At 45.2% G+C, this 26269-nt stretch carries 17 protein-coding genes; 7 read left to right on the forward strand and 10 right to left on the reverse strand.

Annotation, left to right across the window (positions count from 1 at the left end; all coding sequences use genetic code 11):
- Positions 1 to 40 precede the first annotated feature (40 nt).
- The 4 genes from PPO43_RS03160 to PPO43_RS03175 all read left to right on the forward strand — a co-directional run bounded on the left by PPO43_RS03160 (position 41) and on the right by PPO43_RS03175 (position 3709).
- On the forward strand, positions 41 to 295 hold the full coding sequence (locus tag PPO43_RS03160) for a hypothetical protein (RefSeq protein WP_272620348.1): 255 nt from the start codon (positions 41 to 43) through the stop codon (positions 293 to 295).
- Between the two features lie 146 nt (positions 296 to 441).
- Positions 442 to 1647, forward strand: coding sequence for a glycosyltransferase (locus PPO43_RS03165; RefSeq protein ID WP_272620349.1), 1206 nt, complete (start codon positions 442 to 444; stop codon positions 1645 to 1647).
- Positions 1613 to 2860 (forward strand): bifunctional 3,4-dihydroxy-2-butanone-4-phosphate synthase/GTP cyclohydrolase II, encoded by a 1248-nt coding sequence (locus PPO43_RS03170; RefSeq protein ID WP_442985434.1) that lies wholly within the window; start codon positions 1613 to 1615, stop codon positions 2858 to 2860. Before PPO43_RS03165 ends, PPO43_RS03170 begins: the two co-directional genes overlap by 35 nt.
- 258 nt (positions 2861 to 3118) lie before the next feature.
- Positions 3119 to 3709, forward strand: a complete 591-nt coding sequence (locus PPO43_RS03175; protein ID WP_272620351.1) for a bifunctional nuclease family protein — start codon at positions 3119 to 3121, stop codon at positions 3707 to 3709.
- Positions 3710 to 4016: 307 nt separating this feature from the next.
- Here the strand turns inward: PPO43_RS03175 and PPO43_RS03180 are convergent, their stop codons facing one another.
- On the reverse strand, positions 4017 to 7001 hold the full coding sequence (locus PPO43_RS03180) for a T9SS type A sorting domain-containing protein (RefSeq protein ID WP_272620352.1): 2985 nt from the start codon (positions 6999 to 7001) through the stop codon (positions 4017 to 4019).
- Between the two features lie 1121 nt (positions 7002 to 8122).
- On the opposite strand from PPO43_RS03180, the gene PPO43_RS03185 reads away from it, so the two are divergent.
- A complete protein-coding gene (locus tag PPO43_RS03185; protein WP_272620353.1) occupies positions 8123 to 11650 on the forward strand; it encodes a T9SS type A sorting domain-containing protein in 3528 nt (1175 codons plus the stop codon).
- A gap of 351 nt (positions 11651 to 12001) precedes the next feature.
- Here the strand turns inward: PPO43_RS03185 and PPO43_RS03190 are convergent, their stop codons facing one another.
- Positions 12002 to 12424, reverse strand: coding sequence for a hypothetical protein (locus PPO43_RS03190; protein WP_272620354.1), 423 nt, complete (start codon positions 12422 to 12424; stop codon positions 12002 to 12004).
- A gap of 115 nt (positions 12425 to 12539) precedes the next feature.
- On the opposite strand from PPO43_RS03190, the gene PPO43_RS03195 reads away from it, so the two are divergent.
- A complete protein-coding gene (locus PPO43_RS03195) occupies positions 12540 to 13808 on the forward strand; it encodes an alkaline phosphatase D family protein (RefSeq protein WP_272620355.1) in 1269 nt (422 codons plus the stop codon).
- 249 nt (positions 13809 to 14057) lie between these two features.
- On the opposite strand, the gene PPO43_RS03200 is transcribed toward PPO43_RS03195, so the two are convergent.
- Positions 14058 to 14921, reverse strand: coding sequence for a hypothetical protein (locus PPO43_RS03200; RefSeq protein WP_272620356.1), 864 nt, complete (start codon positions 14919 to 14921; stop codon positions 14058 to 14060).
- A 36-nt stretch (positions 14922 to 14957) separates the two neighbouring features.
- Entirely contained in the window at positions 14958 to 15659 is a 702-nt protein-coding gene (locus PPO43_RS03205; RefSeq protein ID WP_272620357.1) for a peptidoglycan DD-metalloendopeptidase family protein, read from the reverse strand.
- A gap of 330 nt (positions 15660 to 15989) precedes the next feature.
- Here PPO43_RS03205 and PPO43_RS03210 point away from each other — a divergent pair, with 330 nt between their 5' ends.
- Entirely contained in the window at positions 15990 to 18527 is a 2538-nt protein-coding gene (locus tag PPO43_RS03210) for a DNA gyrase/topoisomerase IV subunit A (RefSeq protein ID WP_272620358.1), read from the forward strand.
- A gap of 210 nt (positions 18528 to 18737) precedes the next feature.
- Here the strand turns inward: PPO43_RS03210 and PPO43_RS03215 are convergent, their stop codons facing one another.
- From PPO43_RS03215 to PPO43_RS03240, 6 genes are all read right to left on the reverse strand, one after another.
- Positions 18738 to 20297 (reverse strand): hypothetical protein, encoded by a 1560-nt coding sequence (locus tag PPO43_RS03215; protein WP_272620359.1) that lies wholly within the window; start codon positions 20295 to 20297, stop codon positions 18738 to 18740.
- Positions 20298 to 20511: 214 nt separating this feature from the next.
- Entirely contained in the window at positions 20512 to 21873 is a 1362-nt protein-coding gene (locus tag PPO43_RS03220) for an aldehyde dehydrogenase family protein (protein WP_272620360.1), read from the reverse strand.
- Positions 21874 to 22090: 217 nt separating this feature from the next.
- Positions 22091 to 23980 carry a Fe-S protein assembly chaperone HscA gene (gene hscA, locus PPO43_RS03225; RefSeq protein WP_272620361.1) on the reverse strand — a complete coding sequence of 630 codons (1890 nt, stop codon included), beginning with the start codon at positions 23978 to 23980 and terminating at the stop codon, positions 22091 to 22093.
- A gap of 65 nt (positions 23981 to 24045) precedes the next feature.
- Complete coding sequence (gene rfbD / locus PPO43_RS03230) at positions 24046 to 24924, reverse strand: dTDP-4-dehydrorhamnose reductase (RefSeq protein ID WP_272620362.1); 879 nt, start codon at positions 24922 to 24924, stop codon at positions 24046 to 24048.
- Positions 24925 to 24930: 6 nt separating this feature from the next.
- Positions 24931 to 25476 carry a dTDP-4-dehydrorhamnose 3,5-epimerase gene (rfbC, locus tag PPO43_RS03235; RefSeq protein ID WP_272620363.1) on the reverse strand — a complete coding sequence of 182 codons (546 nt, stop codon included), beginning with the start codon at positions 25474 to 25476 and terminating at the stop codon, positions 24931 to 24933.
- 4 nt (positions 25477 to 25480) lie between these two features.
- Positions 25481 to 26050: a hypothetical protein gene (locus tag PPO43_RS03240; RefSeq protein ID WP_272620364.1), complete on the reverse strand. Its 570-nt coding sequence runs from the start codon at positions 26048 to 26050 to the stop codon at positions 25481 to 25483.
- Positions 26051 to 26269: the final 219 nt, after the last annotated feature.

The following is a 26269-nucleotide window of genomic DNA, read 5'->3' on the forward strand; positions in this document are numbered from 1 at the left end:
CAAACTAGGTCATTTGGCCCTACTATAATTCCTTTAGAATATGTCTAGAAAACAATATGCTCCCCCCGGCGGATCACATGAAAAGAAGTTGAGTCGCCGCGAGAAGAAGAAAATGCGTAAAGAAAACCCCTTGCAACCACTAGAACAAACGACAGAAGTGGTAAAAGAGGACAACATGATGATTACAGCTCCAGATGAAGAAGACCGCAAGCAATTGCGCATGTTGACCATCATTGCCGTAGTTAGTCTTTTTGCCTTAATGTTCTTGATGTATTTTGTATTCATCTCGACCTAATAGGGGAATTTTAAAGACGAAAGAGCCAGCCTTTTAAGGTTTGGCTCTTTTTTTTATTCCTGCTCTCAAGTCCTCACTCAGTTTTTCAATCACTTCTTCCACTAAGGGAAAAAATATGTGTAGTTTTGCGGCCTAAAAGCAGCTAAATGATATTTGGAATAGGGCTTACGATTTTTTTGCTTTCCTCTTTTGCCGTGGTGTACACTTATGTACTCTACCCTCTTTTGCTGCGCATTTTGGGCCAAGGTAAAGGACTAAAAGGAGCAGTTTACTCTGCAGAAGATTCTGAGCTCCCTATTGTGGCCGTGCTCATGGCCGCTCATAATGAAGAGCTAGTTATTGAGCAAAAGATGCAACAGCTATTAGCAGCCCAATATCCAAAGCAAAAGCTGCATATTTACCTAGGTTCTGATTGTTCCACAGATGCCACAAATGCTATTCTGCAAGCCTATGCAGAGCAATATCCAGAACGGGTCCATTTTTTCCCCTTCCAAGAGCGACAAGGCAAACCCGCAATCATCAACCAATTAGCTGAAGCCGCCCAAAAACAATCGGCTGAAGTGCTACTGATTACCGATGCTAACGTGATGCCTCAGCCCAAGAGCATTTACGAGCTGCTCAAACATTTTAAGCAAGAGGATATTATCTTGGTGGATAGCAATATTCAGCATTATGATAGTGAGGCAGAGGGGATTGGCCGCAATGAACAGGGTTACATTTCTCAAGAAGTACAAACTAAATATAGAGAGGGCGTCATTTGGGGCCGAACACTAGGTCCATTGGGAGGCTTTTTTGCTTTGCGAGCCAGCCACTTCTCCCCTATTCCCAAAGGCTATTTAGTCGATGACTTTTATTGGGCCATGAAGGCCTTTGAACAGGGCGGACGGGCCATTAGCGAGCTCAAAGCCATTTGTCTAGAAGATGTATCAGGCAATTTGGCCGGAGAATTCCGCCGAAAGGTCCGCATAGCCAGCGGCAATTATAAGAACCTAGCCACCTTTAAGCATTTACTCTTGCCCCAATGGGGAAGTTTGGCCTTTGTTTTTTGGTCCCATAAGGTCCTGCGTTGGCTAGGCCCTGTTTTTATGTTGTTAAGTTGGAGCAGTTTAGCCCTGCTCAACCTACTAGATGACAACTTAATTTGGCTCCTCTTGTTTACAGCACAGAACCTATTATTCTTTATTGTTCCATTGCTCGATTGGCTATTAGAGCAAATGGGCATACATCAGAAGTACCTGCGGTACATCCGATATTTTTTAGCCATGAATATTGCCCTAGTGAAGGGATTTATCAACTATATAAAAGGAGTCAAAACCAATGTCTGGCAACCAACAAAACGAAAGCTTGGATAGAAAACTGGATAGTATTGAAGCTGCCATTCAGGATATCCGCGATGGAAAAATCATTATCGTCGTTGATGATGAGGACCGCGAAAACGAAGGAGATTTTATTTGCGCAGCAGAAAAAGTAACTCCAGAACTGGTCAACTTTATGGCCACACACGGAAGAGGACTAATCTGTACGCCACTAACCGAAGACCGTTGTAAAGAGCTTAACCTTAAGCCTATGGTGCAAACCAATACTTCGCATCATGAAACGGCCTTTACCATTTCTGTCGACCTGATTGGCCATGGCTGTAGCACAGGAATCTCTGCCTACGATCGCTCTACCGGAATTCGCTTGCTGACCGATCCCAACACTAGCTGGACCGACTACGCCCGCCCAGGCCATATCTTTCCCCTTATTGCTAAAGATGGTGGCGTTTTGCGCCGCGCTGGACATACCGAAGCTGCTGTAGATCTAGCCCGCTTGGCTGGCTTGGCGCCCGCTGGCGTTTTGGTCGAAATCCTCAATGAAGACGGAACAATGGCCCGCCTACCCGATTTACTAAAAGTGGCCGAACAGTTCGACCTAAAAATCATCTCGATTGCCGACTTGATTAAATACCGAGTAGAAAACGAAAAATTGGTAGAGCGCCTTATCGATGTGCAAATGCCTACCGAATATGGCGATTTTCAATTGATCGCCTTTGAAGATAAAACCAGAAATGAAACGCATTTAGCCCTCAAAAAAGGCGACTGGAAAGCCGATGAGCCCGTCTTGGTTCGGGTCCACTCTTCTTGCCAAACAGGCGATATCTTGGGCTCTTTGCGCTGCGATTGTGGCCCCCAACTGCATGCAGCCATGAAACAAATTGAAGCCGAAGGCAAAGGACTTTTGCTCTATATTATGCAAGAGGGCCGCGGCATTGGTCTACTCAATAAGCTCAAGGCCTACAAACTACAAGAGCAGGGCTATGATACCGTAGAAGCTAACCTGATGCTCGGCTTCAAAGCAGATGAACGCGATTATGGCATCGGGGCCCAAATCCTCAGAGAACTAAAAATTAGCAAAATGCGCCTGATGACCAACAACCCCACCAAGCGCATTGGCCTGATTGGCTACGGTCTAGAAATCGTAGAAAATGTAGAGCTCGAAATTGAACCCAACGAACATAATGAGTTCTATCTCTTTACCAAAAGAGACAAAATGGGCCATAATATTCTAGATAAGAAGAAGTCCTAGGATTTGGGGCTTGCCCGCCCTTCGGGCGGGCCGGGCTGTGTCAGGGCTCGCAGGTCTGCTCGGCCCTGCGCAAAATTCGCTTTGCTCATTTTGCTGGGTCTGCGGCTTCGCCGCCCCCTTTTCCATCCCTCAGCCTGCGGGCGCTTCGCGCCCTGTCCACCGCAAAAAAGCCCTGCCGATAAAGCAAAAGGGCTTTTTTGCTTTCTTATAATTTTTTATCTTTGTGGCCTTTGCTGTTCAAACACAACAAATCACCAAATGAAAAAAGTAGAGTTAGAAATTGTAGCCCTTTCACATAGTTTGGCCCAATCGCAAAATTATGCCGTGGTTTTGGGCGAAATGGGCGGCAGTCGCCGTTTGCCTATTGTTATTGGCGGATTTGAAGCTCAGGCTATTGCTGTGGCTATGGAGGGAATGCAGGCCAGCCGGCCCATGACCCACGATCTTTTCCGAAATACGATTGAAACCTTAGACGTAGAGCTCAAAGAGGTTATTATTAGTAATTTGGTGGATGGCATTTTTTATGCAAATTTGATTTTTGTTCAAAATGGCAAAACCATAGAAATTGACTCTAGAAGTTCTGATGCTTTGGCCCTAGCCGTTCGTTTTGAATGCCCTGTATATACTTATGAGTTTATTTTGGAGCAAGCAGGTATTGTGCTAGAAGAAGAGACCGAAAGAGAGATGGAAGAGGCCAAAAATCGCCGTCAGGAGCAACAAAAAACACGCTCTTTAGAGGATTTGAGTATGGAGGAGCTAGAGCGCAAGCTCGATGAAGTGCTGCAAGCTGAAAACTACGAGCAGGCGGCAAAAATTAGAGATGAAATGAACCGCCGAGGCGCCAACTAAGCGTCAATTGGTCCAGTATAGAAAAGCCGCTCTCCCGTTGGGGAGAGCGGCTTATTGCGTTTAGAAAGGGGCGCTGCGCCTTGGCAAAGGCCAAATGGGAATCCTGCTACGTCTATCCTTTGATTTAATTTTCAGCTATTCTGACTTATTTTCTTGGCCCAGCGCTGCGCAGCGGTGGCCCGAAGGGCCAGACCCAGTTTTTTTGAGCGCAGCGAAAAAAAACGCAGGGCCGAGCGAAGAGCGAGCCGCGCAGCATAGCGGCGGCCGACCTAGGCGAAGCCTAGCCGGCCGCGGGCCCCAAAACAAACTAATTAATTTTAGAGAAACGCAATGTTTTTTGGTAGCTACCGCCTTCGCTTTTGATGCAAATAAAATATTGACCAGCGGGCAAATTGGCTAGGGGCATTAACTCAAACTCTTGGATCCCCGCTTGGAGGTCAAGTTGATTCACTTTGGCCACTTTGCGGCCTAAAACATCAATAATCGTTACTTCTAGCGACATCTCTTTGAGCAATTGCAAGCGCAAAAAGGCAGTAGATCGGCTCGGGTTGGGGTAAAGGGTCAGGAAATTTGGGGTTTGATTCTCTTTATAGCGAAAGTGCCGTTGTTCGCAAATCTGTTCTGTTTGGCCATTGATTTTTTCTAGAATCAGGCGATAATAGTAATCTTTATTGGGCCATAGAATTTGAGGTTCTTGCCAGTGGTAACTTTGTTGGCCTCTATAATTGCCTTGAGAGGGAATACGGGCCAGCGTTTGGAAGTCGCCATTTTCACTAGCTCTTTCGATGCGGATATAAGCGTTGTCTTCCTCTTGGCCGAGGGTCCAAAAGAGTTGGGGTTGACCTAATTGACTATTTTCTAGTTGAAAATCTTGGCAATTGGCGGATAAGAGTATACAACTAATCGTAATATCATTGCTAACGGCACAGGTTCCATCGGTTGCGGTAACTTGGTAAGTGGTGCTTGCCCCTAGAGGGCTAGCAGTAGGATTAGAAATAGATGGATCGGAAAGCGTTGCGGCTGGTGACCAGCTATAATTACTAGCTGAAGAGCGTTGATAATCTACGCTAGCGGCGGTCAGGCAAGAGTAATTGCCCGAGCAACTAAAATTGACATTACTGTTGGGGACAAGGCTTAAGGCAACTTGGCCATCATCATTCCAGCTATTCCAGCTTGCAGTAGGGATAGCCACCGTATTGCAAAAGCCGGGAGACCCACAATCGGAATAGGTAGCACCAGCTGTTAGCTCATTAAAAATTCCTAAGCTAAGGCCATCTTCTCCAAAGAGTTCGACACCTTCAGTGCTAGAACCATAGTCTCCTTCTAGGCAAAACTCTAGGGTTACATTGCTAGTGGCATCAGGCACGCTATTATCAAATAGGAGTTGGTGGGTATAGTTAAGGGTACTGCCAGAGCAATCGCCTCCAGTACCAGCTGCTGTACAGTAACTGAGTTCCATACGTAAAGAGTCATCTCCACAAAGACTTTCATTGATTCCGCCTTGATCTGTAGCCACAAAGCTAATACTCCCATTAGCGGCCCAGCCATCTAGTTGAGCGTCGGTTAGGGTAATTGTGGTAGTATGTACAGTTCCACACTGAGTTCCAGATCCACCGATACTCCCCAAAGCGGCGCCATTTTCATCGCTAATATCCCAGATTTCATTGCTTCCATTAAGGTCTCCAAAAGCATAAATAGTTAGGGTTCCTCCGCCGGAAGCGCCAGTGGGAGTAGCGTTAAAGGTCATTGTTGTTACATCGCTAAGGTTGGGATCGGGGTCGATATAGCTAATAGCTTCATTGTAGCAACTACTAACCGTAGAAATTGGCATAGCTTCACTATAAGTTGTAGCTCCGCAATAAGAGAGAGTGATAGATACAGAATCCTCTGTACAAAGGCTAGGATTAACCGATGAAGAACCAACAGATCGGAAGCTAACAGTTCCGTCTGCGGCCCAAGTTGCTAATTGGGCTTGCGTAACAGCAATTGTTTGGCATTCTGCGGCTCCGCATTGGGTAGGGCCAGAAGTAGAGGCAATTGTTGTGAGTGTATTTCCATTTTCATCTAGAATATCCCAGTACTCTGTGGTACCGTCAATATCTCCTTGTACGCAAATATCTAGAGTTGCGCCAGCTGTCGGAGCGTTAGCTATTCCGGTAAAGCTATGTGTATTATCGAGTGTTAATGAGGGATTAGCAACAACATTTCGAAAAGAGACACAATTAGAGTTGCTTAGTGGGACACCATTTATGAGCAATTGGGCATTTAGTTGAACGGGGGGATCTCCAGTACAGTAGTCTGTGGTACTTGCAGTAACATCTACTTGAATACTTTGATCTATAATATTAACAGCATTAGTTGCTGTACAGCCTGTTGCATTATCGGTAAAAGTTACTCGGTAGGTAGTTGGTGAATTAACCGTAGCGGTTGGGCTTTGGCAGTTGGTACAAGAAAGGCCTGTTGAAGGTCCCCATACATAGGTTCCGGCTGTACCTGAATTTGCAGATAAGGGGGTAGTTAGTGTTTGAGTGGGGCATTTTTCTACATTTTGGTTCGTTAGACGAACGGTGGGTAGTTGGACGGTATAGCCAAGAACTTGAAAGCCAGGAATAGGGCAAGAATTATCTTCAAAAGTAAGGGTAAAGTTATAGCTCGCTAGGGCTCCATTAGGCACAGTCCAGTTAACGTCAATATAGGCTGGATTAACATTATCCACAATTGTAGTTGTAGCAGCAGGGAGGCTACTACTCACTGTTTCTGAGATTTGGATAAGGTCTGTAGCATCGGGATCTTGGGCTTCGACCCTAAAGCTCATATTATTGCCTTCACAGGTATAAAAGGTAGTTCCGGTAAGTGAAGCTCCAGTGATATTACTGACGGGATTTACGGTAAGAACATTATTACTACAGTTAATGACTACGACCTGCATATCTCGGATACTATGTCCAATAAGCACCCCATTTCTAAATTCCTCGACTAAAACTGCAATAGCGGCAATTTGTGTCCCACTAGGAGTAATACTAATTTGTCCTGTATTAGAATTGAATCCAAAAGATCCAGTAGTGCTCATGGGTTGAGTTGCGGTAAATCCACCATTAAAAGTAATGCCTACACCAGCATTATCAAGGGGGGTAATCATACTATAGGCAATAGAATCTCCTTCTGCATCAATAACACCATGATTGTACTCAAAAGGAACACCTTCACAAATATAGGGCACAGGTGGAGTAGTAAAAGTTGGGGAGCTATTGCAGCCACCATCTACATTATTAAGCAAGGCTTCAATATACATATAAGCTGATCCAGGGCTTGTAATGTTGGTAACGGCATTATTTCGATTTCCCGTTCGGTAGGATAAGATCCAATCGGTGCAAGCTGCGGGTAGTGTAACTACGCCACTATATTGGTAGACTTCAATTCCCTGTAAGCTTCCACCATTACAACTAGAATTAGCTAATTCTGCAGGACAAAGAGGGGAGGCTTCAGCAAATGATATCTGTGTTAGTGTGACAGAGGTTGACAGCCCACAAGAGACCGAATTAATGTTAATACTAGCTGAAGAGGGTGCTGATACACCAGCACAGTCTCGATAGAATTGCAGATTGACTTCATACTGATTGGCCCCTAAGCAAACATAGGTAAGATCAGCTCCTACAATATGGGTAGCATGGCTGTATAGGGGGGAATAACAAAAGGCATAGGAAGCTCCATGTAGCTCTAGTCAATAGGCTCATTAGTAGTTAATTAAGTTAGGTAAATATATTTTAAGACTTGGATTTTGGCTTGGATGCAGCAAAATATAGAATTATAAATACATCTCTATAAAAACCGTCGAGCAAGTCTTAATAAAATTTAAAATTAGCTTAATTAGCCACTTAAAAGTTAATGATTAGACAGTCTAAAATAATTTAGAGGACTATTGATAAGGACTTAAATATTCTCCATTTTATAAAATTTATAAGTTCACATTTTAACTAAAAAAGTCTTTTTAATGGTAAAAAATTTCCCCCTTTATTTTTTTTATAATAAAACAGTCCCCACCACAAAGATTCTAAGTCGGCTCCCAAAAGTGCGTAGCACACAGTTTTAATGACTGAAGGGAATAACGACTGAGCAGAACTAAGAGCCCCAACAACAAGCCCTTTAGGACAGAGCTCGACGAGCAAAGGGTATAACTATAACCATAGTCAGCTAGGTTAGCCATGACTCCTAAAGCCTAGCAAGATAATTTTGAATTAAGTTGAAAGCTATAAAGAAAATAGTCTGCATCAACTGTTAATATAGGCTATTATTTACCAATAAGCTATTAACTTATAAAAGTTAAGCGCTATATTTAAAATTTGTCCCCCATTTGTCTTTTAAAATCCATAGATTTGGATACATTCTCATTTCAACTAACAAAAACAGAATTAAATGACTAGAATTCAGACTTTTGCATTCTTGCTGTTTAGCCTTTTCTTTTGGCAACAAGCGGGTGCACAAATCTTCTTTACGGAGAATTTTGAGGGTTTAACCGGCAGCAATGGCTTGCCGACAAACTGGACAGAATCAGGCTTATCTACGGATGGTATTTATTATGTAGGTGATTCTGCAGATGCTGATGCGGGAGGGTATTGGCCTGTACCCAATCACACTCTTTTTGCACAGAGCAACGATGACCTTTGTGATTGTGACAAATCTGAGGATCGACTCATTTTGCCTGTACAGAACTTTGCTACACGTTCAGGTGGGGTTGAGTTAATTGCAGACTTATACATGGATGGCAATTACGGAAGTACTGGACAGATTGAGATTAGTACCGACGGCGGAAGCAGTTGGGCCCCTATTTATGTTATGACTGCAGATTCTCTCTGGCAAAATAATATTACTATTTCGCTTAACGCTTATGCCAATAATAGCAGTGTACTCATTGCTTTTCGGTATAATGATAGTGGAAGTTGGGCCTCTGGTTTAGGTGTTGACAATGTTCGTTTAAATCAAACAGCTTCTGCTGATGAGCTTTTAATTTCGGATATTTTGCCTGCGGAATACACAATAATTCCTGAAAACCAGGCAAGTGCGATTCCTGTAAGTACAACCATTGCCAATATCGGTGGTAATACTGCAGCAACAATCAATATTACGACAAATGTCTATGATTTTGCCGCTCCTACTACCCCTATTCAGACCTATAGCAACACAGCAACAAATCTTACAGCTGGTTCTACGACTACGGTTAGCATGGGAGCCTTTACACCTCCTACACAATCAAGCTATATTTTCGAGCACATTATCACAGGTCCTACTGGAAGTACGGCTAATGATACTGCCCGTTATGGCCTAACTATTTCAAATAATGAATATGCTCGTGATGCGGGTAGCCCAACAAACCTTGTTGGTGCTGGTACTGGCGCAGTTGCAATTGTTGGTAATCTATATGATATTAGAGCCACTACCCAACTAGACTCAGCTTTGTTTTTCTTAGACTTAGATGATACCTATCTTGGAGATACAGTTCGCCTTGTTGTTGTACAAACTACTGCAGGTGTACCTAATGGTACTATTCTTGGTCAATCAGCCCCCTATGCTATTACAGCGGCTGACACCACTTCTGGCGGGACAATTTTTGTTCTTCCTATTACAAATACTACTGGTGGAGCCCTTAGCCTTACCCCCGGCCAATATTTAGTTGGTGTAGAAGAATCAATTACTATGGATGGTTTAGGCCTCCTTTGTGACCCCAATATCTATACACCTAATACTGTTTTTGCCAACATTAATGGGGGGGCATTTCAACCACTTAATGACCTAATTACGGCAGGTTTCCCCTACTCTCCTGTTATTCGTCCTTATCTTAATACAAACTGCACAGTTACAGCAACAGCTAGCGCTACTAACGCTACTTGTACGGCTAGTGATGGTTCTGCTACTGCCACTCCCGCCAATGGTGCTGCACCCTACACTTACCTTTGGTCAAACGCTGCAACTACGCAAACAATCAGTGGTTTGGCAGCTGGAACTTATGATGTAACGATTACAGATGCTTCAGGTTGTGTAGCTACTGCCTCTGCTACTGTTAACCAAACTACAGTTGCTCTTACAGGTACTGCTACAGCAACTAACGCTACTTGTGGAAATGCTAACGGTTCGGCTACAGCTACTGTCAGTAATGGTACTGCTCCTTATACCTACAGCTGGAGCAATGGCGCAACTACTGCCACTATTACAGGCCTTATGGCAGGTACTTATAATGTAACATTTACTGATGCTAATGGCTGTGAAGGTACAGCTAGCGCTACAGTTAACAGCCCTGCAGGTCCTAGTGCTAGCACTAGCGCTACAGATGCTACTTGTACAGCAGCCAACGGTTCGGCTACAGTTACCGCTACTGGTGGTGCTACTCCTTACACTTACCTTTGGTCTAATAACCAAACTACCGCCACAGCTACAGCTCTAGTAGCAGGCACTTACAATGTTACTGTAACAGACAACAACGGTTGTGCCGTAACTGGTAGCGCCACAGTAAGCAGCACAACAGGTACCGTTAGCGGAACAACTTCTAGCATTAACTCTAGTTGTGGTGCAGCCAATGGTTCAGCTACAGTTACCGCTACTGGTGGTGCTACTCCTTATAGCTACAACTGGAGCAATGGCGAAACTACAGCTACAGCTTCTAACCTTTCTGCTGGCACTTATACAGTTACGATTACCGATGCAAACGGTTGCCAAGGTACTGCTACCGCAACTGTAAGCAACCCCAACGCACCTACAGCTACTGCCGCTGTAACTTCTAACTACAACGGATCTGAACTTAGCTGTAACGGTGCTAGCGATGCAGAAGCTACTGTTACTCCTGCTGGTGGCACTGCTCCTTATACCTATATCTGGTCTAATGGACAAACTACTGCCGCAGCTACAGGACTTGCGGCAGGCAACCAAACTGTAACTGTTACCGATAACAACGGCTGTGCCGTAAGCACTATCGTAACCGTTACTGCTCCCGCTCTAGTTGATGCAACTGTTGATATGACAGGTACTATGGACGCCTCTTGCTTCTCTAACAATGACGGTATGGCAACAATCACAGCCTCTGGTGGAACTCCCGGTTACACTTACGCTTGGTCTAATAATGCCAACACTGCCGCTATCAATAACATCGGCGCAGGTACTTACACCGTTACTGTTACCGATGCTAACGGCTGTACAGATGATGCTACTGTAACTATTTCTCAACCTACAGCTATCGTAAATAGCATGGCTGTGACTGACCTTACTTGTAGTGGTAGCGCAGATGGAGCTATCACCGCCAACACTTCTGGTGGATCAGCCCCTTATACCTACAACTGGAGCAATGGTGCTACTACTGCTAACCTTACTGCTCTTGCTGCTGGCACTTACACGGTTACAATCTCTGACCTTAACGGTTGCGAATTGGTAGCCAATGCTACTGTTAACGCCAATGTTGCTATTACTCTCGATACTACCATTACAGGTACTTCTGTAGTAGGAGCTAGCGACGGAAGCATTGACCTTACCGTAACTGGTGGTACAGCTCCCTATACTTACAGCTGGTCTAATGGCGCAACTACCGCTAACGTAACTAACTTAGTCGCTGGCCTTTACAGCGTTACTGTAACTGACGCTAACGGCTGTAATACTAGCCTCACTGTTAATGTTCCCGATGGCCCCGTTGCTGTTCTAGCCACTAACGCCAATATCAATATTAGCGTATTCCCCAACCCTGTGGAATCTGTAGCTAAATTGACTATCGAACTTAACAAAGCTAGCGATGTGAAAATCGAATTGAGCAATGCCGCTGGTCAAGTGATCCGTAGCTTCCAAGCTAAACAAGTCCTTAACCAACAGTTCGATATCGACATGAGTGAATTGCCCGCCGGCGTTTACTTCCTACGTGTTGCCGATCAAGAAGCTAGCAATAGCTACCGCATCAGCAAAAAGTAATTTAGCCCCTTTTTAAGGTGCACCAATCTGACGCCTCTCCTATCTTGGAGGGGCGTCTTTTTTTGGGGCTGCCCCTTCCGCCGAGTTGAAACTCAGCGCAAAGCGGTATCGCTTTGCGAAGCGATACAAAATGAGGGTTGAAACCCTCATGAGTTTCCGGTCGGGTCGGGCTGTATCGCAGCTCGCTATTCGCTCGGCCCTGCGCGGGCTTCGCCCGCTGGGTCTGGCCTACGGCCACTGCTGTCCATCCCTCAGCCTGCGGCGGCTTCGCCGCCTGTCCCATCCAATTGGACCCAAAAAGGCCCCAAAAGCAAATGCTTTTGGGGCCTTCCCTACCATTTTTTTAGGCTTCTACTCTTGAGCTTCCAACTTCAAATTCCAGTCAATCTGAAAATCTTCCAAATTGCTGCTCTTCTCCGCCAAAGCCTCAAACTCCTCAAAAAAGACCGTGTTGCGCTTAAATACTAACTCAAAATTGCGATAGGCCACAAAAGAAAATGTCCCTAAAGCAATCATAAATGCCGCACAAATTAACCATATGGCCCCAAAACTCCCCCAATGCCCCAAGAAAAAAGAATAAGCCGAACCCACCATACTAATAGCCAGCACCGCTCCCATAAAAAAATAACGCCCTCTCTGCCCCTTCTGATACTCTTTCTGAGCCTTAGAACCCATCAGACGCTTCTTAATCTTGTCGTAATTTTCTGGGCGACGCTTGTAAGTCAAATACAAACGAGCCACCTCTTCTTGATTGAAATCTATATCGAAAACCATAGCATAAATTTGATTTATTGGGCCAGCTAAGGTAGGGATTTTTCTATTTTTTAAGGGTGATATAGACTACTTAATTATATTTGCAGACTTGTACAACAGCTAACATTAAATTAACATGCGAACTCAACTCTGTAATCCTTTTTTCTACCTTCTCTCCCTTCTCTTTTTTTCCTTTTCTCTACTCGCTCAAGACCAACTCTTAGACTATAAAGTAATTAGCGGACCAATGCCTGGGCACTATACCGACTCTACCGCTAGCTTCTGGATCTTGGTCCAAAAAAAACCCGCTCTACAAAAGAAAAACCGCCTAACTGCAGTCCTCAACAAACTAGAACAAGAATTTAGCAGTATTAGTTATCAAGACGAGCCACTTTGGAAAGACAAACGAGTAGTTCGTGTGCTGGCCAAGAAAACCCCAAAAAATACGCCCCCAAAAGATAGCTTTAGCTTTCTCACGGGCTCCTGCGCTTTCCAATATCCCCTTATTCTAAATATGTTTGGTAAACGCCGACGCTACAATAAGATTTTTAATAAAATGGCCCAAACAGAGGCCGAATTTATGGTTTGGACTGGCGACAATGTCTATTATGTTCTTGGCCAATGGAATTCTTACAAGGGGATGGTCAAAAAGAACCTGCGTTCTAGAGAACGCAAACCCATCAATCATTTTTTACAATCTTGTCCCCAATATGCTACTTGGGATGATCATGATTATGGTCCAAATAATAGCGATGCTAATTTCCCTCTAAAAGATACCGCCCTAAATGTCTTTAAAAAGGTTTGGGCCAACCCCTATTATGGAGAAGAAGACAACCCTGGAGTTTATAGCCATTTTAGCCAAGAGAATTGCGACTTTTTCCTGCTAGACTCTCGTTATTATTGTATAACTGATGGAGCAGAAGAAGATCGAACGCTCTTTGGCAAAAAACAAATGGATTGGCTCAAAAGACAACTCAAACAAGCCAAAGGTGATTTTAAATTCATCTTTTCAGGTACGCAACTTTGGCCCAAACTAGATAAAGGGGATCATTGGGACCATTTTCCCGCTGAGCGAAAAGATTTCTTAGATTTTCTCCAAAAAGAAAAGATCAAAGGCGTAGTAGTGATTAGTGGAGACCGACATTATAGCGAGCTCAATTGCCTGAAGCGTGAAGATAATTACCCACTTTATGAATATACCTGCTCTCCCCTCACGAGCTTTACCGACCCTTATTACTCCAAAGTGAATGATTGCCGAGAAGAGGGCACTTTTGTCCGCAAACAAAATTATGGCCTCTTAACTATTCTTGGCCAAGGCTTAGCGCGCATTTGCCGCATCCAAACCTTTAATCGAAAAGGCCAACTACTTTGGCAAAGAGAAATTGCCCTAAAGGATTTGCAATAAAAAACGGCCACAGCAATAATTTGCTGTGGCCGTTTGGCCTTAGGGCCATTTTGGTCCAACACTTAAACGGTTTTGCAGGGACGCGCAGCGGCCCGCAGGCCTAGCGATCTGTAGCAGTGGCCGTTAGGCCAGACCCAGCGGGCGAAGCCCGCGCAGGGCCGAGCGAATAGCGAGCTGCGGAACGTAGCGCCGCAAGGCCGTAGGCCGCAGCGGAGGCCCCAAAACAGCCTTTGCTTCTAGTTGTTCAATTTACTTTTTTTTCTTTTTGCTAAAGATGCTCCCCATAGCAACGCCGCCCACAGAAAACAGAGTGCGATCGGTCAAGCCTTCTAGCTCGGCCCCTTCGCCCAGTTTGTAGTAGCGACGAATGTCAAAAGTGAGCATAAAGTCATTGAGGGGCACTTCAATTTTGAGGCCTGCAGCAGCAAAAGCTCTAGCGCTAGCCTGCATATTATCGAGCTGAATGGCGGTAGGATCTTTGAGAAAAGCTTCTTCAAAAGCCATATTTTGGTCCAAGATAAAGAGCAAGTCGAGTTGCGGGTTAGCGGTAATGCCAAAAGTACCGCCCATAATTTTGCGTAAAATGCCAAATTTACCGCCCATATTGAGGCTCAGGCTCGTAAAGCCCGTTTGGTTGCTGACCGACTCTTCAATTTGATAGGGTACGACAATCACATCAATAAAAGCCTGAGCAAAACGCTTAGAATTCCCTTCTAAAAGACCCTTTTTTTCCTTTTCGCTCAAAACGGTATAGCGAGCGCCAAACTGCAGGCGAAAATCATTATCCTGAAAGGCCAATTTTCTAAAATCCAGTGAATCTCGGCCCTCCAAAAGGGTATTGATAAAAGGGTGCACCTTAAAATTAAGGGCCAAAGTATTGATCTTCTTGCGACCATCGGCCACTTTTTCCTTCAAATTATAATTGGCATCCAAGGCCAAAACTCCAGAGGCGGCCCCAGAGGCTTTAAACAAGCCGTAGAGGTTCCCCCCACCTGCTCCAGAAAACTGAAAAATGTTTTCTGTAGGATTAAACAGCATATCGACAGGCGTAGGATGCTGAGCGAAAACTTGACCTGAAAGCAGCAGGCCAATGGCAAAAAGTAGATTTTTCATAGGTATAGGTGAGTTAAATAGAGAAAACAACTTAAACTACAAGAGTGGGCTGTTCAAAATCAAGTTGGGGTCAGGGCTATTCCGCTTCATTTCAGCTAATTGACGAGCCGAGCAAACCCCAGGATAATCGCCAGAATGTCCCTGCAAATCTATAATAATTTGAAAATGCAAATGCGGCAACCAACCTCCATTTTCGCGCAAACTACCCAATTTACCGATTTCTGCCCCATCTCTTAAGCGTTGGCCTGGCTGTAGCTCCTCAATAGAAGCCTTAGACAGATGGCCATACAAAGTATAAAATTTGGGACAATTAAAAGGTTGGTGCTCTAAAATAATCACTCCTCCATAATTCCCTTCCTCTTCCAGATAGCCCTTGCTGTGTACCTTGGCCGCTAGAGGTGTGCGCACCCGCGTCCCCACGCGCATCCAAATATCTATGCCCAAATGTATGCAGCGTTCATCCAAAGGATCTGCCTCTGGATTAAACAAGCCCTTATCTCGATACAAATTTCGGCGCTCCAAATAGCCTCCAATCGCCATAAAACTACTGGTAACATCTAAGCGCTCTTGAATATAATTTTGCAAGTCTTTTTGGGTCTTAATCTCGGCCATTCTCGGATTATTTTCCGATAAATCCACGGCCACAGCATACTCTCGATTGGGCGAAAAAGTCACAACATTGCCAAACATGCCCTTCTTTGGGCCTACCCAAGCCAAAAAATCATCTACTCTTGCCATAGGTCTCTATTTAACTGGTTATTAGATATAAATTTGCGTTTAAAAATAAGTTATTACTTTTAAATAAACAAATCATTTTTATTTGGGTCCTCCGCCTCGCTGCGGTCGTTGAACTGCGGCCTAAAGGCCTTGTTCTGGTCTGGCCTAACGGCCACTGCTACAGATCGCTAGGCCTGTTCTAGCTCCAATAAAAGGCTTTCTCTAAAAGAAAGGCAACAAAAGTTTGCAACTAAAAACAAAAAGTTGTAAAATAAGCGCAAGGATGGGCTAAAACTTCGCAAAAACCAAACATTAAGCGTATATTTGGCCCCTATTGGAAAATAAAACAATATGTCAGAAGAAATAGAAAAGGACGTACAGGAGCAAAAGCCACAGCGGAACCAATTGGGCGAGATGTACAAAGATTATTTTTTGGACTACGCCTCTTATGTAATCTTAGAGCGGGCCGTACCCGCTGTAGAAGATGGCTTTAAACCCGTTCAGAGACGGATTTTACATGCTATGCACAGCATGGATGATGGTCGCTTTCATAAGGTGGCTAATATTATTGGCCAAACCATGCAGTATCACCCACATGGGGATGCTGCTATTGGTGATGCCTTGGTCAATTTGGGCCAAAAGGACCTCTTGATTGATTGTCAGGGAAACTGGGGAGATAACCGTACAGGAGACCGAGCAGCCGCCCCACGTTATATTGAGGCCCGCTTGTCTAAATTTGCCAAAACGGTTGTTTTTAATCCTAAAACGACCAATTATCAACTGGCTTATGATGGACGAAAAAAAGAGCCCATCCATTTGCCTGTTAAATTTCCCCTTTTGTTGGCCCAGGGCGTAGAAGGTATTGCCGTTGGTTTGTCTACCAAGATTCTCCCTCACAACTTTGTCGAGCTAATTAAGGGCTCAATCGCCATTTTGAGAGGGAAAAAGACCCAACTCCTACCCGATTTCCCCACAGGCGGAATGATGGACGCCTCTAACTATAATGGTGGAAAAAGAGGAGGGAAAATCCGTTTGCGGGCAGAAATAGAAATTGTAGACCGTAAGACCTTGGCTATTCGCCAGATTCCTTATGGTTGCACGACCTCTAGCTTGATCGATAGTATTATCAAGGCCAATAGCAAGCAGAAAATCAAGATCAAAAAGGTGGTGGATAACACGGCCAAAGATGTAGAGATTTTGATCGAGCTGCCTAGTAATAGCTCGCCTGAAATTACAATGGACGCCCTTTATGCCTTTACGGATTGTGAGCTTTCTATTTCGCCTAATGCCTGTGTCATCCAAGGTGATAAACCCATTTTTGTTACGGTCGATAAACTTTTGGAAATTGCCACTCAGCAAACCAAAGACCTTTTAGAATGGGAGCTTAAAATTCGGGAGCAAGAACTGCTAGATAAATGGCATTTGGCCTCTTTAGAAAAGATTTTCATCGAAAATCGCATCTATCAATTGATTGAGGATTGCGAAAGTTGGGAGGAGGTTCTAGAGACGATAGATAAGGCTATGCAGCCTTTTGTCAAACAGCTTTGGCGACCAATAACCCAAGAGGATATCATCCGCTTGACCGAAATTAAAATTAAGCGGATCTCTAAATATAATAAGTTCCAAGCCGATGAATACCTCAAAAAATTAGAGGATGAGCTGGCTGATGTTCGCCATGATTTGGCCAACTTGGTGGATTATGCTATTGAGTATTACAAAGGCCTGCTTAAAGACTTTGGCAAAGACAAAGAACGCAAAACAAAAATTACCACCTTTGATAATATTGATGCCGTAGAAGTGGTCGTCAATAATGCCAAGCTCTATATCAACCGCAAAGAAGGTTTTATGGGCTATGGCCTCAAAAAAGATGAGTTTATTGAAGAATGCTCAGATTTGGATGATGTTATCGTTTTTCATAAGGATGGTAGCTATACCGTAACCAAAATTGCAGAGAAGGTCTTTATTGGTAAAAACCCCTTACATGTGGCTATTTGGCGTAAAGGCGATGAACGCATGATTTATAATGTGGTTTATGCTGATTTGGACAAAGGAGCCAATTACGTCAAACGCTTTGCCGTAACAGCCATTACCAGAGATCGCCAATATCCTATTGCCAACCAAGTGGAAAAGGCCAAAATCTTACACTTTTCGGCTAATCCCAATGGAGAAGCCGAACTCTTGCATATTCAACTCAGCCAGGCTTGTAAGGCCAAGAAAAAAGATTTCGAATACGATTTTGCTGATTTGGCGGTTAAGGGGCGTTCAGCTAGAGGGAATCTCTTGAGCAAATACCCTATTCGCAAGATTCAGGTAAAACGTCAGGGAGAATCTACTTTGGGTGCACTGCAAATTTGGTTTGAGCCAGAAACTGGCCGTCTCAATAGCTCTGGTTATGGGCAACTATTGGGTGATTTTGAAGAAGAAGACCGTATCTTGGCCCTTTATCAAGATGGTAGTTATGAGATGACTAACTATGAATTGAGCAATCGCTTTGAAGCCGAAGAACTACTGTTGGTTCAAAAATGGGATGCCGAGCAGCCCATCACGGCCCTTTACTTTGATGGCGAACGCAAAACGACCTTTGTTAAGCGCTTCCTCATTGAAACCACAACCCTTAATAGCCGCTTTGAGTATTTGCCGAATGATCATCGCTCGACCAAATTACTTTGGGCTAGCACACATCCAGCTCCAGAAGTTAGCTTTGAACAAAGAGAGGGACGTAACTATAGCGCCAACAAAGCAAAATTAGCCGAAATTGCAGATGTGACAGGTTGGAAAGCCTTAGGTAGTAAACTACATGATGACAAAATTCGCAATCTAAAAGATCTGAGTCCAGCAATCACCGCTGCTAACGAAGAAAAAGACGATAACCAAAAAGCCTTATTCTAAATAAAGCTATGGTCCAAAGCTAGAAAAGCCCCAAGCGAATCGCTTGGGGCTTTTTTGCGTTTAGCAGGCGGCGAAGCCGCCGCAGGCTGAGGGATGGAAAAGGGTGGCCCGAAGGGCCAGACCCAGCCAGCTTGCTGGCGCAGGGCCGAGCGACCTGCGAGCCCTGACACAGCCCGACCCGCCCAAAGGGCGGGGCAGCCCCACCTAAGACTAATTCATTGGACTAGCACTACTAATTTGTAGATCTCTTAGGCGCTCCAACAAAAGCGTCCAAAGATGGCTATAATCAATCACCTCAAACTCATCAATCATACCTCTATAACGGAAAGGTTCCTCGGCCAAACGGTCTAAATATTTCTGATAAATACCAATTTGGGCAAAGTCAAAATTAGCCTTAGATAGTTGATAAAGCAGGCGAATAAACTGTATGGTTCGGTAGTGTTCTTCGCGGCGCAGACGGCGATTAGCAATTTCTTTTAGGTACTCGGCCTTGGCCGCAGCGGCCTCAAGGTCCAACATTTCCAGATGGAAGAGTAACTGAGCAATTAGGTGACTTACTTTGAGCATGCGCTCTGACTTGCTAAACGCTAAGGGGTCGCTCAAAAACTTGTGTAGGCGGAAACGCTTACGGCGTTTAGCTCGGCTATTTTTAGGCTCAATGTCTTTAAGCACAGGATAAAACTGGTGCAAGTAGCTCAAATAAATTTCAAAAGCATTCCATTTTTCCTGTTCCTCTCTTTCCAAACGGTCAAAACGGGGATCTCCAACCACTTCGTAGAAAATCTGCTGGGATTGCTCATAGTGTTCGCCATGTAGCGTCAGTAAAAAGAAAAACTCCATCAGTTGAAACCAGCTATCGGTCTCTTGCAAAGCCATAGCCTGCTTATACAATCCAGGAGCCATACTAGGCGTATATTGGCCCGTATGCAAAAGTGCCGACAACTTTTTAATCGTGATTTCGGCAAACTTATCATCTCGGTAGAACTCTGGATGTTCTGCAACATAATGTTCACTATCCTGGCAAACGCCCATCATCTGCTCATAATTTTGCAGCATTTCATAACGATAAGCCCAAACCATATAGCGATGATAATGCACAATAGGCGATTGATATAATTCGGCTAAGCCCTCTAGCGCCTGACAGTATACATTGATTCGGCTAGCCAAGTCTTGGTTCTTAGAGTGTGGCTTATAATAATTGATCACCACGCGTTGATACAATTCCTCTGAGCGAATCTCAGCATCTAATACATTTTGGTATTCTTTGCACAATTGATCATAGTCTTCATATAACCGCTCATTTTCTTCCCGCAAAGCATAATGCTCGCGTAGAATACGCGCACAGTTTACAATTACATCAGCAAACTGAAACTTCTGTGCTGTGGTCATCAGCTGACGAGCCAAATAAGCCGCAGTGTCATAAGCTTTGTTAGATAAGAGAATCTTGATCAGTGTCCAATCTTTATTAGACGAAAAATAAGCCCGATTATAATCTGAAGTAGAGGGCAAATTAACATCTAAAAAGAATAAGGTGTTGAGCAATCGTTTTTTAAATCTAGACTTTAGCTGCCGATATTTATCATCAGTTGAGGGGCTACCATATAAAAATTCGGCTGCTTCCTCATCTGTCTCAAATTTATCCTCAACAACAGCTTCATAAAAGTCATTAAATTTACTACTCTTCTGACTAAGAGAATAGTCATCAAAAATCTCTATCTTCTTGACTTTCTTCTTGGTAACGATCTTCGCTATTTCTAATATATGTTTCATGTGTTACGGGGATTGATTTATTGTTAGCTTAATTGTTAGTGCCTATGTCACATTTAACAAGTACAAAATAACAAAAAAAGGAGGCTTTACCAACCTCCTTTTTCTTGATTAATTTATAAATTGACTAACTATTTAGATAAAATCCACATTACACCCTCCACAATAAGCTAATTAACAATGATTTATATTTTAAGCTTTTTTTAAGCCTAACTAGTTATGAACGCAAAATAGACTTGATATTAACAAATTCTTTTATTCCATTTGCAGCCAACTCACGTCCCAAACCAGACTGCTTAACTCCCCCAAAAGGGGTATGTGGAGCAGATCGCATCAATTGATTTATAGCTAAAGTGCCTACTTCTAATGAGGGGGCAAACATTAAGGCCCGCTCTTCATCAGCCCAAAGAGCAGCTCCTAAGCCATAAATACTATCATTGGCTAGCTCAATAGCTTCTGCTGCATCTTCTACCTCAAAAAAGCTGAGAACTGGCCCAAATAACTCTTCGGAATAAGCTGGAGCCCCCTTTGGCGCTTGCCCCAAAATGACTGGACTAAACAAGGCCCCCTCTCCTTTTCCGCCATCCAACAACAACTGAGCACCAGCCGCTAAACTATCTTTTTGCTGCTGGGCCAACTCCAAAGCCAAATCTTCTCGCGCCATGCAACTGAGGTCCAAATTATCCGCAATAGGATCCCCCTGGCGCAATTGAGCAATCTCATACTTCAAAGCATCTAAGAAATCTGCCGCCAAAGACCGCTCTACAATAAAGCGCTTGGCCGCTATACAGGTCTGCCCATTGTTGCCAAATCTAGACTGTACACCCGCCTTGGCCGCCGCCTCCAAATCAGCCCCTTCCAATACAATAAAAGGATCCGAGCCCCCTAATTCCAACACCATTTTCTTCATGCTGCCCCCAGCCAAGGCCCCGACAGCTAATCCCGCTCTTCGACTGCCCGTTAAGGATACCCCAGCCACCACTGGCCCCTTGATTAAGGCCGCCGTTTGCTCCAAATTGGCAAAACTGTTCTGAAATACCCCCTCCGGAAAACCAGCCTGCTCAAATAACCGAGCTATGGCCATGGCCGAACGAGGCACATTGGGCGCATGCTTGAGCAAACTGACATTGCCCGCCAATAAGGTCGGTACCGAAAAACGTAAGACCTGCCAAAACGGAAAGTTCCAAGGCATGATCTGTAAAATCACTCCCAAAGGCTCATAACAAACCATATTACGACTCTCTGGCGCATAATCTACCGCATGCGGCGCCAACATGCTCGGCCCAAATTCTACATAATACCGAATCAACCAAGCACATTTTTCTATCTCCGCCAATGCCTGACGCAATGGCTTGCCCATCTCCTGACTAACCACTAAGGCCAATTCCTCTTTTTGCGCCAATAACTGCTGCTCCAAAGCCAAAAATAAAGCCTGACGCTCTGCCATAGCTACCCGCCGCCAATGCCGAAAAGCAAGCTCCGCTTTCTTCAACTGCTGCTCTAGCTCAGAGGCTTTCACAAAATCATATTCTCCATACAACTCTCCTGTATATGGATTTCTAGATCTAAACTGATTCATTCTTTTCTGTTTTTTGGGGGCTGCCCCGCCCTGCGGGCGGGTCGGGCTGTTTCGCAGCTCGCTATTCGCTCGGCCCTGCGCCGCCAAAGGCGGCTGGGTCTGGCCCTTCGGGCCACTGCTGTCCATCCCTCAGCCGGTCGCTGCGCTCCCCTGCGGCGGCCAAGCCGCCTGTTCCACTAAAAAATAAAGGCCTTCCAAATTGGAAGGCCTTCGCTATTTAATCAAATTTTTGTTCTTCTATTTTCTTTCCCGCTACGGCCTTGGCAATACTCTGGTCCATAGCCCGCTCGGCCATGGGACGAGCATATTGGTTAAGCTCTTCCATCCGCTGCTGAATGAGGTCCTTATCCTCTCCCCCACAAGCTTGGGCCAAACTAGCCGCCCGATTCTGCATGCCCACAATCTCTTCCTCTGATAAAATGGCCTCGTTCTGCCCAATGAATTTATCTGTCGCCAATAATACCGATTCCGCCTCTGTTCTGGCCTCTATCAAAGCCTTGATGGCCATATCTTCCTTGGCGTTTTTAATAGAATCCAATAGCATTCTTCCCATCTCTTCCTCAGAAATACCATAAGGCGATCGCATTTCTACTAGTTGCTCAACCCCAGAACGCAATTCCTTGGCCCGCACTTTTAATATGCCATCCGCATTCAATAAAAAGTGAATTTCTATCTTGGGCATGCCTGCCGCCATGGGCGGTATCCCCTTCAATACAAATTCCCCTAGCTTGCGGTTGTTGGCCACCAATTCCCGCTCTCCCTGATAAACCGCTACTTTTAGCTTGACCTGCCCATCTACAGAAGTAGTATACTGACGGCCAGCTTTCATCGGCACTTTGGAGTTTCTAGGGATGATGACGTCCATCAAACCACCTACGGTCTCTATCCCTAATGATAAAGGCGTTACATCTAATAATAAGATGTCTTTTTGATTGCCCGCCAATACATCCGCCTGTATGGCTGCCCCTAGAGCCACGACCTCATCGGGATGTAGCTCGTCTTTGGGCGCTTGACCAAAGAATTTAGCCACTGCCTCTTTGACTATGGGCATGCGAGTAGAACCACCCACTAAAACCACTTCGTCAATATCGGTCAGACTCAATTCCGCATCTTTGAGGGCCTGCTCACAAGCCTTGAGGCTCCGCTGAATCAATTCTGCTGTCAATTGGACCAATTCCGCTTTGTTTAAACGCAAAACTTGTCCCCCTAACTCCCCCTCAAATTCATCGGCCTGAGATAGGCTCTTCTTGGCCTCTTCGGCCAAAAGGCGCAGTTCCTGCGCAAAAGCCCGATCCTCTTGCAAGCGCTGCTCGCTCCAGTTGGCGCCCTCGGCCCAATGCTTTAAGATGGCCCGGTCTACATCATCGCCCCCCAAAAAGGTGTCGCCATGCGTAGCCAAAACTTCAAATATCCCATTGTCAATACTCAGGATAGACACATCAAAGGTGCCCCCGCCCAAATCATAAACGGCAATGGTCTTTTGCTCATCTGGATCTAAACCAATCCCATAGGCCAAACTAGCCGCTGTTGGCTCATTGACAATTCGCAAGACATCTAATCCAGCCAATTTACCCGCATCGCGAGTGGCCTGCCGCTGCGAATCATTAAAATAAGCAGGAACGGTAATGACCGCCTTCTGTACCGGTTGCTTCAATAGCTTTTCGGCCCGCTCTTTCAAACTTTTGAGAATGACGGCCGACAATTCGATGGGATTGTAAAACTTATTGCCCAAACGAACCTTCAACAAGCCATCTTCTTGCTCATTGGGGATAATTTCATAGCTAAAAAAGCCCTGATAATCCTTGAGGTCCCCATAAGATTTGCCCAAAAGCCGCTTGACCGAGAAAATGGTGTTCGCTGGATCTTTGACCAACATCTCTTTGGCCGATTGGCCCACTAAGGGTTCTCCCTCTTGCCAATGAATTACAGAAGGGACCAAGCTATGCTTGGCCGATTCCTCTTTTAAACATTCGGCTTTGCCCTCGGCATTGATGTAGGCCAACAAACTGTTGGTGGTCCCCAAATCAATCCCAATAATGAGCTCGCCTTTTTTGGTTTTATCTTTTTCTACCTGCCCTGATTGCAGGTTGATTCCTATTTTTGCCATAGCTGTATATCTTCCTTTTTCAAAGGGTGTTTTGTCCCTTTATAATAGAACTGCGCCCCTTTTGTTTAATACCGCAGCGTTTTTAGCATGCGGGCCAAACTCTCTCGCCAATGGGGAATCTGCAAACCAAAGTCATTCTTGATTTTGCCCTTATGCAATAGAGAGAAGGCGGGACGTTTTGCGGGGGTGGGGTAGTCTTTAGTATCTATGGGCTGAAGCGCACAGTCTATCTTGGCCAAATCAAAGATGGCATGAGCAAAGTCGTACCAGCTCGCCACCCCTTCATTACTATAATGATAGAGGCCAGAAGGCGACTCCTCTTGGCCCAAAATGCGCAGAATGGCCTCAGCCAAATCTCCCGCAAAGGTGGGGCTACCAATCTGATCCGCTACCACCGATAAACTCGGGCGCTCCTGGCCCAAACGCAACATGGTTTTTACAAAATTATGCCCGATCGAAGAGTATACCCATGCTGTGCGAATGATTAGAGCATCGGGCTGCTCGGCCAAAACGGCCTGCTCTCCCGCTAGCTTTGTGCGACCATAGACGCCCTGCGGATCTGTAGCAGCTGTCTCCCGAATAGGACCAGAAGCCGTACCCGCATAAACATAATCGGTAGAGATATGCACCAATTTGGCCCCAACGGCTGCCGCAGCCTTAGCTAAATTGCGCGGCCCTTCTACATTGACCAACTGGGCCAATTCTTCCTGTTCTTCGGCCTTGTCTACCGCAGTATAGGCCGCACAATTGATGCAATAATCTATCTTATATTGCTGCATATAGCGACTAACCGCCTCGGCATCCGTGATGTCTAAGGTAGACTGATCGGTGAAATGGTATTGGCCGCCTGCCAAAAGACGCAAGGCCTTTTGATTCATGACCAAGGCCTGTATTTCGCTTCCCAATTGGCCCTCGGCCCCTGTAATAAGTATATTCTTAATCATAATTGTCTAGGCTTTTCTGTGTTGGCCAAAATGAGGTAATTCTAGGTCCTTTTCAGAGAGGATAGCTTGCGCCAAATCTATCTGCCAATCAATATTCAATTGGGGATCATCGTAGCGGATGCCCCCCTCACTGGCTTTATGATAAAAGTTATCGCATTTGTAAAAGAACTCTGCCGTTTCACTCAAGACAACATAACCATGCGCAAAACCACGAGGCACATACAACTGCCGTTTGTTTTCCGCCGAAAGCTCTACCCCATAATGTTCGCCATAAGTGGGCGAATCGGGACGAAGGTCGACCACTACATCTAGTACTTTGCCTTCTAGCACACGGACCAATTTGGCTTGCGCCTGCTCGCCAACCTGATAGTGCAAGCCCCGAAGCACCCCGTAGGTCGAACGGGCCTGATTATCTTGCACAAAGGGGCGTTCAATACCCGCCTCGGCAAAGGTTTGGGCATTAAAGGCCTCAAAAAAGTAGCCGCGATCATCCTCAAAAACACGAGGTTCAAAAATGAGGAGATCAGCGATAGGTGTTTTAATGAAAGGCATAGACTTATTTTTTTTGCTGCTGGAGGCAATCCAATTGGTCCTTAAAAAAATCGAGATAATAAATGCGATAGCTTTGCGTCCCGGCCGACCATTGCAGACTCAGCTCGGAGATTTCATGCTTGCGCAGCCATTTTTGGTCTTTCTTCTTGAGCGGAAAACGGCAAATGTAAACACTTTCTTTGCCTTGCGCCTGCCGTTTGGCCCCCAAGGGCGAATATAATGTATAACTGCGGCCATCCATGGCCGTAAGTTCTAGTTTTGCCTTGGGCGGCAAGAAGCCAAAGCTCTTATCGGCTTCCTGGTCCAATAAACGGATTTCTAACTCCATCAAAAGCTTGCCCTCACTCTCTCGCAAAAAGCCCGAAGCCGATAGATAATCTTCATTGGGAAAAAATCGACGGTATTCTGTGGGCGTGTAGCTGAAAAACCAGCGACTAGGCAAACGCTTTTCCGCCCGACCCGTGAAATCATCCTGGGCCAGGGTTTCCCATTCACAACTGCCCAATAAGGGCTGGGCAGAAAGCCAACTACTCCCCAATAGGGCCAAGGAAAACAATAAGCACTTAAGCGGCATAGACAATAGATAATAGGGTCCGGTGGATAATGTATGGCCTTGCGGCGAACAGGCGGCGCAGCCGCCGCAAAGGCGCGAAGCGCCGCGGCTGAGGGATGGACAGCAGGGCCGCCATCGGCGGCAGCCCCAGCGGCTGCAAGCCGCGCAGGGCCGAGCGAACAGCGAGCTGCGAAACAGCCCGACCCGAGCGAGAACTCATGAGGGTTTTAACCCTCATTT

This window comes from Saprospira sp. CCB-QB6 (genome assembly GCF_028464065.1).
In the GTDB taxonomy this organism is placed as follows: domain Bacteria; phylum Bacteroidota; class Bacteroidia; order Chitinophagales; family Saprospiraceae; genus Saprospira.